Source organism: Acinetobacter sp. DSM 11652, from assembly GCF_900109815.1.
GTDB lineage: Bacteria > Pseudomonadota > Gammaproteobacteria > Pseudomonadales > Moraxellaceae > Acinetobacter.
Genome location: NZ_FOBK01000001.1, coordinates 255,761 through 270,940, shown reverse-complemented (window position 1 = coordinate 270,940; position 15,180 = coordinate 255,761). Strand labels below are relative to the sequence as shown.

Sequence of the window (15,180 nt, the reverse complement as noted above, 5' to 3'; positions counted from 1 at the left end):
CCAAAAAATAAAAAGGGTGCAAACTGAGTTTACACCCTTTTAAAGACTGTTAAAAATTAGCCGCCAAACATTGCAAATTTCAGCGCCCATAATACTGCGATAATCCATACCATGTATGGCACCGTAGATGCTTTACCTGTAAGTAACTTCACCAACGCATAACTGATAAAACCCATGGCAATACCATCAGCGATTGAGTAAGTGAACGGCATAAACACGATCGTTAAGAAAGCAGGAACCGCTTCAGTAATATCATCCCAATCAATATGTGTAATACCCTGAATCATCAATACCCCTACAAAGAGTAAGGCTGGTGCAGTTGCAAATCCAGGAACAGATTGAGCCAACGGTGCTAAGAACAAACAAGCAATAAAAAGTAAGCCAACTATTACCGCTGTAAGACCTGTACGCCCCCCTGCTGCTACACCCGCAGAAGACTCAATATATGGTGTCGTTGATGATGTACCTAATGCAGCACCAGCAACAATCGCTGAAGAGTCGGCAAACAGAGCTTTCTTCAAACGTGGTAATTTACCATCTTTGAGTAAACCAGCACGATGTGAAACACCAACCAGCGTTCCTGTTGAATCAAATAGATCAACTAAGAAGAACACAAAAATTACACCGATTAAACTTGCGGTAAATAAGCCTTCAAAATCCATTTGCATGAATGTTGGTGCAATTGAAGGAATTTGACCAACCACACCTTTAAATTCACTCAATCCTAGGAATGTTGAGATTGCAGTCAACACTAAAATACTAATGATAATCGCACCACGTATTTTAAAGTGATGCATAACAACAACCATCAAAAAACCGAATAAGGCTAAGAGAACGGTTGGTTGTTTTAAATCACCTAAACCCACTAGAGTCGCAGGATTATCCACAATGATGCCAGCATTTTTCAAAGCGATTAATGCTAGGAATAAACCAATACCACCACCAATAGCCAATTTTAAAGACATTGGAATGGCATTCACGATAGCTTCACGAATTTTAAACATACTGATCGCGATGAAGACCAGACCAGACACAAATACCGCAGCTAAAGCGGTTTGCCAAGGCACACCCATTCCTAAACATACCGAATAGGTAAAATATGCATTTAAGCCCATACCCGGAGCCAATGCGATTGGGTAATTGGCAATAATACCCATGACAAAACAACCGATTGCTGCTGCTAAACATGTCGCAACAAATACCGCACCATGATCCATTCCTGTTTCAGACAGAATCATTGGATTGACAATGATGATGTAGCACATTGTCAGGAATGTCGTCATACCTGCAATAATTTCAGTTCGAAAAGTTGTTTTGTTTTCGCTTAGTTTAAATAAGCGTTCAAGCAAACCCGCTGAAGAATTTGGATTTGTCATTGTCGAGCCCCTGCTTAAGATCGAGCGATTCGTAAAAATTATTTAGATCATTTATTCAATGATTCATTGGCAAATGTAGCTCAGATGACGCATTCAATAAACGTACCAAAATGACATTTCCGATAAATTGAAGCACAATTAAAAAAGCTGCAATAAAGCAGCTTTGATATGATGATCTATCAATTGAACAGTCGCTAGACAATTCGATCTATCGGGATATATTTTTAATTATAACATAGACTGAATTTGAAGGGCTGAATACACAGTCATAGGTTATAAAACACTAAAATTTAATCTTTATTTAAATCACGTTAAAAAATATAAATTTAAATATACCCCTTAAAAAATCACTGATGATTTTTAGATCATTTAATTTTAAATGGTAGAGTAAATTAAGCTTGCTAACAGTGAATACTTTCTAAATTTGCAATATTACCGATCAATATGAACATTATTTCATTTGGAGGTATTCCCAGATCAAGTAACCTAATCCAAACCCTAAACAGGAATACGCAGTAATAATAAAGAAAACGAAACTTGCTTTATTCTTTTTTTTCAAGAAATTCATAATGCTCGCCTTAAGTTAACTCGTCATGCACTATGATAATGCATTTAGCAAATAATACCAGTGAAATAGAATTATTTTCCTTAAATATCAACAAATTACTATTTTTAATAAATACTATCAGTACTTTTCATAACCACTTCATTTTATTATAAAAAATTGAGCACCCTAACTAGATGCATCGATTTGCTGATCTTTAAAATAAAAAGGCCACTATTCATAGTGGCCTTTCATTCGATCAGTTTTGTTGAGAAACAAAACGTGCTCTGGCAGCATGAAGCTTCTTATAGCTCTCAATAAGTTTTAAATGACGATCGAGACCTTCGAGTTGCATATTGGTTGGCGTTAATCCATAAAAACGTACATCACCTTCGATTGAGCCTATTGCAGCATCGACTCTCTCATCACCAAACATACGTCTAAAATTTGGTTCGTAGTCTTCAATTTCCATCTCTTCATCTAACAATACTTCTAATACAACATCCATGCATTGATAGAATAAACCGCGTTCTACAGTATTGGTGTTGTATTGTAAGAACTGTTCTACTTGGTCTTTCGCTTCTTCGAAATTTTCCAAAGCTAAGTTAATTAATAGTTTTAATTCAAGAATAGTTAACTGACCCCACACCGTATTATCGTCAAATTCAACACCAATCAAGGTAATAATATCGGTATAGTCATCCACTTCAACTTCTTCAAGTTTCTCTAGCAAAGCTTCGAGCTGTTCATTATCTAAACGATGTAAGTTAAGAATATCTTCTCTAAAGGCTAAAGCTTTATTGGTATTGTCCCAAACCAGATCTTCAACCAAATACACCTCAGAATATCCTGGCACTAGAATTCGGCATGCAGTTGCACCTAAATGTTGGTATACAGCCATGTAAACTTCTTTACCCATCTCTTTTAGGATATTGAACATCTTTTCAGCTTCTTCAGCGTTTGTATTTTCACCTTGACTGGTGAAATCCCACTCTACGAAATCATAATCAGATTTCGAACTGAAGAATCTCCAAGACACAACACCCGATGAATCAATAAAGTGTTCCACAAAGTTATTTGGTTCTGTCAGTGCATGGCTATTGAAAGTAGGACGTGGTAAGTCATTTAAACCTTCAAAACTACGACCTTGTAAAAGCTCTGTTAGGCTGCGTTCTAATGCAACTTCAAAGTTTGGATGAGCCCCGAATGATGCAAAAACGCCACCCGTTCTTGGATTCATTAATGTCACGCACATGACTGGGAATTTCCCACCTAATGAAGCATCTTTGACCAGCACTGGAAAACCTTGCTCCTCAAGTCCCTTAATACCCTCAACTATTTTTGGGTACTTTGCTAGAACATGTTCAGGTACATCTGGCAGGGTAATTTCACCCTCTAAAATTTCGCGCTTAACCGCACGCTCAAATATTTCAGATAAACATTGTACTTGTGCTTCAGCCAAGGTATTTCCTGCGCTCATACCATTTGACAGATACAAATTTTCGATCAAATTTGAAGGGAAATATACAATCTCACCGTCTGACTGGCGCACAAATGGTAACGAACAGATACCTCTCTCAATATTGCCAGAATTTGTGTCGTACAGATGTGTGCCTAATAACTCATCTTCAGGATCGTAAATTTCAAGTGTATATTCATCTAAAATTTCTGATGGCAATTCACCATTTGGACCTGGTTGGAACCACTTTTCATCTGGGTAATGCACAAATTCAGCATTTGCGATTTCTTCACCCCAAAATTGGTCGTTATAGAAGAAATTACAATTCAAACGTTCAATAAACTCGCCTAATGCAGATGCTAAGGCACTCTCTTTCGTTGAACCTTTACCATTGGTAAAACACATTGGCGCTTGTGCATCGCGAATATGTAAAGACCATACGTTTGGCACTATATTCCGCCAAGACGCAATTTCAATCTTCATCCCTAAGCCCGCCAAAATTGCAGACATGTTGGCAATCGTTTCTTCAAGCGGCAAATCTTTGCCCGGAATAACAGTCACATTTTCCTTGGCAATATTTGGCATAAGTAAAGCTTGAGCATCCGCATCAATGCTTTCAACTTCCTCAATAACAAATTCAGGACCTGTTTGAATGACTTTTTTTACAGTGCAACGGTCGATTGAACGTAAAATACCTTGTCGATCCTTCTCAGAGATATCTGAGGGTAATTCGACTTGAATTTTAAAAATTTGTTTATAACGGTTTTCTGGATCAACAATATTATTTTGGGATAATCGAATATTTTCTGTAGGAATATCTCGTGCAGCACAATACACCTTTACAAAATAAGCTGCACATAATGCTGAAGACGCAAGAAAATAGTCAAATGGGCCTGGTGCAGATCCATCACCTTTATAACGAATAGGTTGATCGGCAATAACCGTGAAATCGTCGAACTTTGCTTCCTGTCGAAGATTGTCGAGATAATTGACTTTGATTTCCATGCGGGCACCTACAGAACTTATCCAAACAGCTAGATAAGTTAAAAATAAATTAAAACGCATTGTAATCAGAAATGCATGCAAATTGAATGAAAGTTTTTTAGATCCTCCCCTTAAGCTCTCTCTAATTTGGCGTAATCAGTGTTTTATTTACAAAAATTTTAACAAAAAAAAGCTGGTACCGAAGTACCAGCTTTTTTAATCCGCCAAACTGGAATTCAGTTCAACTTAAGTGTTATTAGATGCTTGCAATAGCAGCATTTAAAGTTGCACTTGGACGCATAACTGCATTTACTTTCTCTTGATCGATTGCGTAGTAACCACCGATATCAACAGATTTACCTTGAACTTCTGCAAGTTCGGCAACGATCTTCTCTTCATTTTCAGCTAAAGTCTTCGCTAAAGTAGAGAATGTCGCTTTTAATTCAGCATCTTCGTCTTGAGCTGCTAATTCTTCAGCCCAGAACTTCGCTAAATAGAAATGGCTACCACGGTTGTCTAACTCACCTGTACGACGTGATGGAGATTTGTCGTTGTCAAGTAATTTACCAGTTGCAGCATCCAATGTTTTCGCAAGAAGTTTAGCTTTAGGGTTGTTTTCTTTTATACCAAGCTCTTCAAGTGAAACAGCGAGTGCAAGGAACTCACCTAAAGAATCCCAACGTAAGTGGTTTTCTTCAACAAGTTGTTGTACGTGTTTAGGTGCTGAACCACCTGCACCAGTTTCGTACATACCGCCACCCGCCATTAAAGGCACGATAGACAGCATTTTCGCAGAAGTACCAAGCTCCATAATTGGGAACAAGTCAGTGAGGTAGTCACGTAGAATGTTACCCGTTACAGAGATTGTATCTAGACCACGAGCAACACGTTCAAGTGTGTAACGCATTGCACGTACTTGAGACATGATTTGGATGTCTAGACCATCTGTATCGTGATCTTTTAAGTATTTTTGAACTTTCTTGATCAATTCGTTTTCGTGTGGACGGTATGGGTCTAACCAGAAGATTGCTGGCATACCAGAGTTACGTGCACGTGTTACAGCTAGTTTTACCCAGTCGCGGATCGGTGCATCTTTCACCTGACACATACGCCAGATATCACCTTCTTCCACGTTTTGAGACATTAAAACTTCGCCAGTTTCGATATCTGTGATGTTAGCTACACCAGCTTGCGCGATTTCGAATGTTTTGTCGTGTGAACCGTATTCTTCAGCTTTTTGAGCCATTAGACCAACGTTAGGTACAGTACCCATTGTGCGTGGGTCGAAGTTACCATTCCACTTACAGAAGTTGATCATTTCTTGGTAAATACGCGCAAATGTAGATTCAGGCATTACTGCTTTACAGTCGTAAGGCTTACCGTCAGCACCCCACATTTTACCACCACCACGGATCATTGCAGGCATAGAAGCATCTACGATCACGTCGTTTGGAGAATGGAAATTAGTGATACCTTTTGCTGAATCCACCATTGCTAAAGCAGGACGGTGTTCTTGACATGCGTGTAGATCTTCGATGATCTCTTCACGTAAAGAAGTCGGTAAAGTTTCGATCTTCTCGTAAAGACCAGCCATACCGTTGTTTACGTTAATACCTAGTTCGTCGAACAGTTTACCGTGTTTTTCGAACGCTTCTTTGTAATAAATCTTCACACAGTGACCAAATACGATCGGGTGTGAAACTTTCATCATGGTTGCTTTAACGTGTAAAGAGAACAAGATGCCCGCTTCTTTACAATCATCTAATTCTTTTTCATAGAAGTCACAAAGCGCTTTCTTGCTCATGAACATTGAATCGATGATTTCGCCGTCTTGCAGTGCAACTTTGTCTTTAAGAACGATAGTTTCACCAGAATTCGTGATCAATTCCATTTTCACATTGCGAGGACGATCTAAAGTCATAGACTTTTCGCCGTGATAGAAGTCACCTTCATCCATGTGAGAAACGTGAGTTTGTGACCACTGTTTCCACTCACCCATAGAATGTGGGTGTTTTTTCGCATAGTTTTTAACAGCAGCAGGCGCACGACGGTCAGAGTTACCTTCACGCAATACTGGGTTTACTGCTGAACCTAAGCATTTACCAAAACGTGCTTTAAGTGCTTTTTCTTCTTCAGTCGTAGGATTCTCAGGATAATCTGGAATTGCATAGCCTTTTGATTGAAGCTCTTTGATACATGCAGTCAACTGAGCTACAGATGCACTGATGTTTGGAAGTTTGATGATGTTTGTGTCTGGATCTTGTGTAAGACGACCTAATTCTGCAAGATTGTCTGATACTTTCTGCTCTTCGCTAAGGTATTCAGAGAATTCAGCGAGCACGCGTGCTGCAACTGAGATGTCAGTTTTTACAATCTCAACACCAGCAGGCTTAGTAAAGGTCTCAATGATCGGCAGTAGTGAGTAAGTCGCCAGTAATGGCGCCTCGTCGGTCAGTGTGTAGATGATAGTTGACTTTCCACCAGCCATATATAGCCCCTTGCTTTGGATTGAGTTACAGAGCACCGAACTTTTGGTCCAGTCTCTTAGAACCGATTTGCTTAAATTAAAACGTTGAGAGTATCGTTCTTCGTCGCATTTCAGTCAATGAAATAAGCTTTTAGTACGCTATTTTGATGAAATAACATACAAAATAGTATCCATCTTTAGTTTGATAATACTGTATGAATTTCATTACTTCTGAATGAAAAGTGAAGAACTGGTAATGAACGTTGATCTCAACTTCCCTGTAATATGAACATTATACGTGTCTCATATTTAAACAGGATGGCAAAAGCGTACATTTCGGGCGTTATTGTAAGTGTTAATGTACGGGTATATTAATAAATTACGGAAATACCCAATATTTAGATTAAAGCATTTTGGGTATTTATACTTAAAATATATAATTTAATATCAAATTTAGAGATTTTTCGAAACGCAATTTTTCTTGATAGAGCAAGTGATAACGAATACTTTACTTTTAAAAAAAGAAGTAATGTCTTGATTACGAAAAAAGGGCTTAAGTAAAATACTTAAGCCCTTTTTTTTAAATCGTGGTAGGTATATCCAGACTCGAACTGGAGACCTCTACGATGTCAACGTAGCGCTCTAACCAACTGAGCTATACACCTAGAATGCTTCGCATCTTATGCAAAAATCACTTGGCTGACAAGCCTTTTTCATATTTAACCAAAAGATATGAACAAGTTTTAATCATTGACTTAAAATTTGCGAACTCTTGTTTAGAAATACTCGATTGTGAATAACTTAAGCGCTCGTACAGAATGATAATTTCGAGGAAAACAGCTCTATTATTTTGACTTAAAGGTGATGAAATTCTTTCTAACCATTGTCGAACGGTTTCATATGAATAACGGCGACTGTGAAGTCCTAATTTTCTGTTGAAAACATAAAGTACCCAATCGATTTGTGAATAGTGTTTTCTCTTTTTTCTCAACATCCATAGCGCATAACATCCTAATATGATCAGTGAGCCTGCAAGGATAATCACAAACACTGAAGCAACTGAATGAATTCCAAATTTTGTCATCCAACTCTGCTGTTGATCAGCATTATATCCAACAACTTTACTTTGCCATTGATAACTTGCGTAATCACTCCATACGCGAATTTTTGTCAAAAAAGGATATTTTGCAACTGACCAATTTGTATTCTCAGAGTAGAGTGTTTGATTATTTTGAATTAAATTTTGCATTCCCTGATCAATACGTTCAGGAGCAATCATTGCAGTGGGATCAATCCTCTGCCATTGACCTCCAAAATATACTTCAGTCCAAGCATGTGCATCTAACTGCCTCACTTCCCAACTTTTCTGGTCTGGCGCAAATTGACCTCCTTGATAACCAGTCACGACTCGGGCAGGAATACCGACATAACGCATCATCATGACAAAACTAGAAGCAAAATGCTCACAAAATCCTTGTCGTGAATTAAACATAAATGCATCTATCCGATCACCACTCAAAACACCGGGAGATAAAGAATACTGAAAGCTATTTTGCTTAAACCAGTCTAAAACTTGCTGGATATAACGCTCTGGCTGCTCTCCACTTTTAATAAATAAGTCCCACGCTAAACTTTGACTTTTGATATCACGCTGATGGAGATACTGAGTGTAATACTGAATTTGGAACTGACTAAGTTCATGATTTATTTTCGTCTCACGCCCTAACCAAACTAAGTTTATGGGTTGAGCCGTTTGAATAGGTCGTTGAGCTGAAATACCACCGTCATAACGGAGATAATAATTTCGTTGTTGAGGTACAGATTGCTCTAATCCCATGATCCATTCTACAGAAGGATCTTTAGCCAAATACTGATATTCAACTTTTTGATTTAAACTAGAAAGTTGATAAGAGTTTAACTCGTTTAACCCTCTATTAAATCCATGACTCGTCCATTTTTGACCATCATATTGATCTAAGACCAAAGCTCGCCAATACATTTCTGAACGCGTCGATAATTTTGTGATATCACCAATAATACGAAATGCCAATTCATTTGACTGAGACAACTCAGCAATGTCACCTGGGGACATAGAGTCACTGATTCCTGTCATTCCCTTATTTTGTTGAATCGGGAGATGCCAAAGCGGAGGTAATCGTGGGAAAAAAATAAAGAGCAATATAAAAAAAGGAATTGCCAATCCGATGAATTTGCCGACATGAATGATATCGTGCTTTAAGCCATTTTTAGTTTCTCGAGTGGACAGAAACTCCGCGGTTTGAATTCTATAGAGTCCTACAAAACAGCTCACTAAGCACAGCACCACTCCCAAAGCAACATACAACGTTTGACTGTATAAAAACGTACTTGCCGCCACGAATAAGGCAAAATTAAAAACGATGATCAAATCACGTTTTTTTTGGGTTTCTAATGCTTTTGCAAATAGAAAAGTTGTCAGCGATGCTACCCCAGCCTCAACACCAACAAAGGTATGGTAATGCAGATAAATCGCGCCAAGTGCAATTGCTGTAAAACTAAATTTTATTGCTTTGGAGACATTTTTTTTACTTTTTTGAATATGCCATAAATATATAAGCTCAATACAGAGCACCAAAATTAAAGCATAAGGCAGATAAATAATCTGGATAAATAAAATGAGTGCCAAACTCAATAGCATGGATTGTGAAACTTTAGGATGTACCATATATCAAAACCTATTTTCTATTTCACACTTTATGCCTGAGCAAGCAGAATTTTAGCCTGCTTGATATGCTCAGCTCCAAATCCTTGATTCAATTCGGCATGAGGTAACACCAGCTTAAAAGGAATTTGTAATTGCTCACACTGCTCCACCACACCCATCATATATTTGAGCTTTTCTTCATGCTCGACTGATGGCATATGATGATAATGAATATCAACACATCGATCCTGTTGATGCTCTTCAAAAACTTTAATATACAAACCTTGTCCACGAGCAGCCTGCTTCCAAGATACACTTTGTAATGAGTCGCCGACCTGAAAACTTCTTAATTCTTTAAACTCATCTTTTTCCTGATCCAATACAAATGCATTTGAAAAGCTTGTATTCGGATTTATTTTGGCTTGTGGCGCAATCCATGCATGTCGTCCATGAAAGATATAAGTCCAAGCTCGAACAAGACCAAATGGATACACTGAAGCAATGTGTATATCGGGATAGTTATACTGTCCTCGTTGATCAACATGAATCGGTATAACACATTCAGACTGTTTTTGGTCAATGTGAATGTGCTGTGTCTCAGAATCGATGGAGATCGATAAATAACGTGAATATGAATAAGGTTGATTCAAGTAGATTTTAAATAAAATCGAGTGCCCTACCTGTCCAACTTCATCAGTAATGATGTCTATCTCAAGACCATGCAATTGTTTAAAGGTGATATAAAAACTAATGCATAGGATCGCACTAATTAAAAAGCAGAAACCTAATATCAAATTATTGGCATAGTTAATACCCGCAATAAATGTGATCAAAATCAACACAAGATATAAGAAACCTTGCTGATAAATAAAAATCAAAATATCGCGTTGACCAATTTTTTTACTCTGCTCAAACCGAAATCTTTTTTTTAACCATTGCTTCCAGATACTGGTCACCTGCATACCCTCAAATCAATTTAACCTGATTCATTAGGGAGACCGTCTCATCCTCACTCAAGTTTAATCGATGAGCGCATACTGCTGAAAATACAGCTTTTACATCATCAGGAATGACAAAGGCTCTGGCATGCACGATCGCTCTCGCTTGTGATGCTCGTTTTAAAGCCAATAATCCACGCGTCGATAAACCATGCGCACTTTTTCGTGTTACCGCAGCCAAATCCAATAAATAGTCTTGAATTGCATCACTTAAATGGACTTGATGAGTCAAGGATTGCAATCTTAGTATTTCAGTCTCATTAAATACATGGATCAACTGTGCGATTAATTTGGCACGTGATTCTTGTTGAAGAAGTATTTTTTCTGCATGGCGAGATGGATAGCCAAGAGATAACCGCATGAGGAATCTGTCTAACTGAGACTCTGGTAGTGCATAAGTCCCGCTTTGAAAGAGTGGATTCTGAGTTGCTATCACCCAAAAAGGCTGAGGTAAAGCATAACGCTGTCCATCAATCGTGGCGTAGCCCTCTTCCATCGCTTCTAGCAATGCACTCTGTGTCTTAGGACTACAGCGATTAATTTCATCTGCCAAAAGAACTTGGGTAAAGACAGGTCCGTACTTAAATTCAAACTGATGCTCTTTTTGATTAAAAACATTCACGCCAATTACATCACTGGCGAGCATATCATTGGTAAATTGGATTCTTTGAAATGATAAACCTGATAATGATGCCAAACTACTGGCCAATGTGGTCTTACCCAATCCAGGTAAGTCTTCAAATAAAATATGACCACCTGCAATTAAACTACATAAAGCCAATTCAGTTTGCGTATTTTTATCCAAAACAATTTGATTGATTTGTTCTAGAAATAATGAAATTTTGGGAGTAAATGATTGAATCTGAGATTCTAACTCAGGCTGTATAATATTTTTTGATTGAACACTCTGCTTCATTCCCCAAATCATCATTTACATTTCCAAAACTATATATTTCTACCATACAGGTTTTTTTTATTTTCTCAAATATTTCTAATAATCAGTGTATTAAAGAATCAGTATCAAACTTAATGCTGAATAAGCTTCAACTGTGTGAGCATCTCTTCAGGTCCAATTTGAAGGCTTGAATTATTGTTTTCCGCCAGCTTGATCTGTTCAATAAAATAGCTGTTGATCGGTGCATTCCCCCCGAGTGTATTAGCAAGTCTGACCACTTCACCATTAATCCAATCAACCTCCGTCGTGCGCCCTAAATTCAGATCATCCTTCATAGATGAACGAGCTAGTGGATCAATGGCTAACATTTTGCGACTGATCAACTTAAACAACCAATTAGGAAGTCGAAGAATATGAGGAATGATGTTCGCTGGTACAGGCGTTAATTGTGCGGGTTTAATATTTGCCTGCTTTAAAATTTGAAGCGTCTCTAACTGTGCCTGAGCAAGGCACTTTCTATACATTCGATTAGTAAGTTGATTTCTTAAAGTTAGACCAGATAAAGCGTTAATCGAATTGTTCAAGTTGAATAAGACTTTAGCCCACTGTACCTCTAACATATCATCACGGAATTCAACTTGCAGTTTCGCCGCATCTAACACTATTTTTAGCTGATTACTTTCTACAAATTTTTTTATCATTAATGTTCCATCAGAACCTTGATGGAAATGAGACGGTTTGAGTTCTGCGACATTAAATGGAACCATTCCTTCCATAATCTCCCATTCTGGCAGCATTTTTTTTAACCGTGGAACATTACTCACCCCATTTTGAAAACTGATGAGACTCGGTTTATTGAGAGTGTCACAGCTTCGTATTTCAGATGCCACTTGCTCTGTCGCTGCTGATTTTACACAAATCATGACTAAGTCCGTGTCTAAGACTTCTGCTAGATTTGTTGTAAGTCTTAATTGATCTGGAGTGAGCTTATGATGGTAGCCGTTTAAATCACTGAGCTCCAATCCATTTTGGCTTAATTTTTGATAGCTTCTTTCCCTACAGTAAAATGTCACCTGATGGCCTGCTGCGACCATTCTTCCACCGATATAACAGCCAATCGATCCTGCACCATAAATTCCAATTTTCATGTTTTTATCCTTTGTTATTGATCAAGAGTATACGAGTTTCAGAACAATAAATTTGTCAGGTTTTATACAATTAAAACAAATAAAAAACGACACCTCAGTGCCGTTTTTTATTTAATATTAGAAAATTAACATGGACATTTTTTCATACCGCCTGCTGCACTTGGATAGCGTGCATCGACACAATAACGATGAAAAGTTTTTTCATCCATTGGCTCTAGGTCAGGGTGATGCTTTTTCATATGCTCTACATAGTTTTGGTAATCTGGGACACCCACCATTAAACGAAAACTTTGTTGTAGCCGCTGCCAAATCAGTTGAACTGTTTTGATTCCATGCAACATTAAAAACTTCTTCGGCTGAGCCAAAATCGTGAATTTAATGATTTTACCCAATGCCAGCTTTTGACGAATTTGTTCTTTCAAACTCATTTGGTCTCTCCTGCAGGGACTTGATCAGTATAAATTGCTTCAGCTTCCTGAGCCGTTGGCTGCGGATTTGCTAAAGCACGACGAATCACTTTAATGGCAGCAAACAACATCACCACAGCAACAATCATAAAGAATGCACATAACGCAGCATTAATCTGATTAGATAAAGCAACAGTTTGCATTTCCGCAATGGATTTCGCAGGCGCTAAAATTTCGTTTCGCTCAATAGCCGCATTGAAACGATCTGCTTGTGCCAAGAATCCAATTTTTGGATTTTCATGGAAGATTTTTTGCCAACCAGCAGTCATCGCTGTAATGAAGAGGAAAATCGTTGGAACAATGGTGACCCACACATATTTTTCTTTCTTCATTTTGAATAAAATGACAGTACCAAGCATCAGCGCCATCGCAGCTAAAATTTGGTTACCAATACCAAATAATGGCCACAAACTATTGATACCGCCCAGTGGATCAACTACACCTTGATATACAAAGAAACCCCAGCCTGCCACTGCAACGGCAGTACCAATCAAGTTGCCCACAAACGACTTAGAGTTTTTAACCGCAGGGACAACAATACCCACAGTATCTTGAACCATAAAACGGCAAGCACGTGTTCCTGCATCAACAGCAGTTAGAATAAATAGCGCTTCAAACAAGATCGCAAAGTGATACCAAAATGCCATCATTTCACGACTATTAAAAATTTCAGTGATGATGTGCGCCATACCAATCGCAAACGTCGGTGCACCACCAGTACGAGAAAGAATTGTGCTTTCACCAACCTCTTGGGCAAGTAGTGTTAAAGCTTCAGGTGTAACCACAAATCCTAAATTACGTACCGCCTCTGCGGCACTTTCAACCGTCGTTCCTATCACCGCAGCTGGTGAGTTAATGGCAAAATAAACGCCTGGATCCAAGATCGTTGCACAGATCATCGCCATGATTGCGACAAATGATTCCATCAACATACCGCCGTATCCGATCATCCGGATATCGCGTTCATTATTTACGAGCTTAGGTGTAGTTCCTGATGAAACCAATGCATGGAAACCTGAAATTGCACCACAGGCAATGGTAATAAATAAGAATGGGAAAAGTGATCCAGAGAATACAGGTCCCGTACCATCTACGAAGTGGGTAATTGCAGGCATTTTTAATTCAGGCATCGCAAATACGATACCCAATGCTAAACCTGCAATCACGCCAATTTTCAAGAAAGTCGATAAATAATCACGTGGCGCCAATAACAACCATACTGGTAATACAGAAGCGATGAAACCGTAGATAATCAATGCCCATGTTAACTCTGTACCAGATAAAGTGAATAATTGCCCCCAATAAGGATGTTGCGCAATGTTTTCACCATAAATGATACCGAGCATCATCAGTACAAAGCCAATGATTGAAACTTCGGCAATCTTTCCTGGACGGATATATCGCATATATACGCCCATAAATAATGCGATTGGAATGGTAGCAGCAATACTAAACACACCCCATGGACTATTGGTTAATGCTTTAACCACGACGAGTGCAAGCACAGCTAGGATAATGATCATTACCCCTAATGCGCCAAGCATCACAATAATTCCTGCAAATGAACCCAGTTCTTGTTTTGCCATTTCACCCAGTGAACGTCCGTCACGGCGTGTAGAAATAAATAAAACTAGAAAATCTTGGACTGCACCTGCCAGTACAACACCGACTAACAGCCAAATCGTTCCTGGTAAATAACCCATTTGCGCAGCAAGAATAGGCCCAACTAACGGACCAGCACCTGCAATCGCAGCAAAGTGATGACCAAACAGAACACTTTTATTTGTAGGCACATAATCTAGACCATCCGCTAGACGGTGCGCAGGTGTTAAACGCCGAGCATTTAACTCGAATACTTTATTAGCAATAAATAAACTATAAAAACGATATGCAATACTGTAAACACAGACTGCAGCGAGTACGAGCCAAACTGCGTTGACATGTTCTCCACGACTAACCGCTAATATTCCAAAGGATACTGCACCGATTATGGCCACAATAATCCAAATCAATTTCGAAGTCATGGATGACTTCGGTTGTATTTGATCCATATCAAACCCTCATTATTTCGTATTTGCAATCAGCTCAATTTTATTATTCGTGTTACTGCTGTTTTCCCTTGCGACTATACTCCTCAATAATTCTTCTTTACCTTAGAC

10 protein-coding genes and 1 tRNA gene are annotated in these 15,180 nt (G+C 38.5%); all 11 read right to left on the bottom strand.

From position 1 onward, the window contains the following. Positions 1 to 56: 56 nt before the first annotated feature. The 11 genes from BMW42_RS01305 to BMW42_RS01255 all read right to left on the bottom strand — a co-directional run bounded on the left by BMW42_RS01305 (position 57) and on the right by BMW42_RS01255 (position 15,072). The gene (locus tag BMW42_RS01305; protein WP_092766107.1) at positions 57 to 1,376 is read right to left on the bottom strand and encodes an NCS2 family permease; all 1,320 of its coding nucleotides are present in this window, start codon (positions 1,374 to 1,376) and stop codon (positions 57 to 59) included. A gap of 451 nt (positions 1,377 to 1,827) precedes the next feature. Then, a complete protein-coding gene (locus tag BMW42_RS14685) occupies positions 1,828 to 1,944 on the bottom strand; it encodes a hypothetical protein (protein ID WP_092766106.1) in 117 nt (38 codons plus the stop codon). 235 nt (positions 1,945 to 2,179) lie between these two features. Next, positions 2,180 to 4,384: an OsmC domain/YcaO domain-containing protein gene (locus tag BMW42_RS01295; RefSeq protein ID WP_092766263.1), complete on the bottom strand. Its 2,205-nt coding sequence runs from the start codon at positions 4,382 to 4,384 to the stop codon at positions 2,180 to 2,182. Positions 4,385 to 4,619: 235 nt separating this feature from the next. Then, a complete protein-coding gene (locus tag BMW42_RS01290) occupies positions 4,620 to 6,851 on the bottom strand; it encodes an NADP-dependent isocitrate dehydrogenase (RefSeq protein ID WP_092766105.1) in 2,232 nt (743 codons plus the stop codon). A gap of 567 nt (positions 6,852 to 7,418) precedes the next feature. Beyond that, a tRNA-Val gene (locus BMW42_RS01285) sits at positions 7,419 to 7,495 on the bottom strand. A 26-nt stretch (positions 7,496 to 7,521) separates the two neighbouring features. After that, complete coding sequence (locus BMW42_RS01280) at positions 7,522 to 9,534, bottom strand: transglutaminase family protein (protein WP_092766104.1); 2,013 nt, start codon at positions 9,532 to 9,534, stop codon at positions 7,522 to 7,524. Between the two features lie 29 nt (positions 9,535 to 9,563). Continuing rightward, a complete protein-coding gene (locus tag BMW42_RS01275) occupies positions 9,564 to 10,469 on the bottom strand; it encodes a DUF58 domain-containing protein (RefSeq protein WP_092766262.1) in 906 nt (301 codons plus the stop codon). A 10-nt stretch (positions 10,470 to 10,479) separates the two neighbouring features. Beyond that, positions 10,480 to 11,439, bottom strand: a complete 960-nt coding sequence (locus tag BMW42_RS01270; protein WP_092766261.1) for an AAA family ATPase — start codon at positions 11,437 to 11,439, stop codon at positions 10,480 to 10,482. 98 nt (positions 11,440 to 11,537) lie between these two features. Beyond that, entirely contained in the window at positions 11,538 to 12,554 is a 1,017-nt protein-coding gene (locus BMW42_RS01265) for a 2-dehydropantoate 2-reductase (protein WP_092766103.1), read from the bottom strand. A 125-nt stretch (positions 12,555 to 12,679) separates the two neighbouring features. Beyond that, positions 12,680 to 12,982: a YbdD/YjiX family protein gene (locus BMW42_RS01260; RefSeq protein WP_092766102.1), complete on the bottom strand. Its 303-nt coding sequence runs from the start codon at positions 12,980 to 12,982 to the stop codon at positions 12,680 to 12,682. Continuing rightward, positions 12,979 to 15,072, bottom strand: coding sequence for a carbon starvation CstA family protein (locus BMW42_RS01255; protein ID WP_092766101.1), 2,094 nt, complete (start codon positions 15,070 to 15,072; stop codon positions 12,979 to 12,981). The genes BMW42_RS01260 and BMW42_RS01255 overlap by 4 nt, the downstream gene beginning before the upstream one ends. Positions 15,073 to 15,180: the final 108 nt, after the last annotated feature.

Excerpts from the sequence above, each read along its gene's own strand:
- BMW42_RS01290 (WP_092766105.1), bottom strand. The coding sequence starts at position 6,851 with ATGGCTGGTGGAAAGTCAACTATCATCTACACACTGACCGACGAGGCG.
- BMW42_RS01260 (WP_092766102.1), bottom strand. The coding sequence starts at position 12,982 with ATGAGTTTGAAAGAACAAATTCGTCAAAAGCTGGCATTGGGTAAAATC.
- BMW42_RS01255 (WP_092766101.1), bottom strand. The coding sequence starts at position 15,072 with ATGGATCAAATACAACCGAAGTCATCCATGACTTCGAAATTGATTTGG.
- BMW42_RS01270 (WP_092766261.1), bottom strand. The coding sequence starts at position 11,439 with ATGATTTGGGGAATGAAGCAGAGTGTTCAATCAAAAAATATTATACAG.
- BMW42_RS01280 (WP_092766104.1), bottom strand. The coding sequence starts at position 9,534 with ATGGTACATCCTAAAGTTTCACAATCCATGCTATTGAGTTTGGCACTC.
- BMW42_RS01305 (WP_092766107.1), bottom strand. The coding sequence starts at position 1,376 with ATGACAAATCCAAATTCTTCAGCGGGTTTGCTTGAACGCTTATTTAAA.
- BMW42_RS01295 (WP_092766263.1), bottom strand. The coding sequence starts at position 4,384 with ATGGAAATCAAAGTCAATTATCTCGACAATCTTCGACAGGAAGCAAAG.
- BMW42_RS14685 (WP_092766106.1), bottom strand. The coding sequence starts at position 1,944 with ATGAATTTCTTGAAAAAAAAGAATAAAGCAAGTTTCGTTTTCTTTATT.
- BMW42_RS01265 (WP_092766103.1), bottom strand. The coding sequence starts at position 12,554 with ATGAAAATTGGAATTTATGGTGCAGGATCGATTGGCTGTTATATCGGT.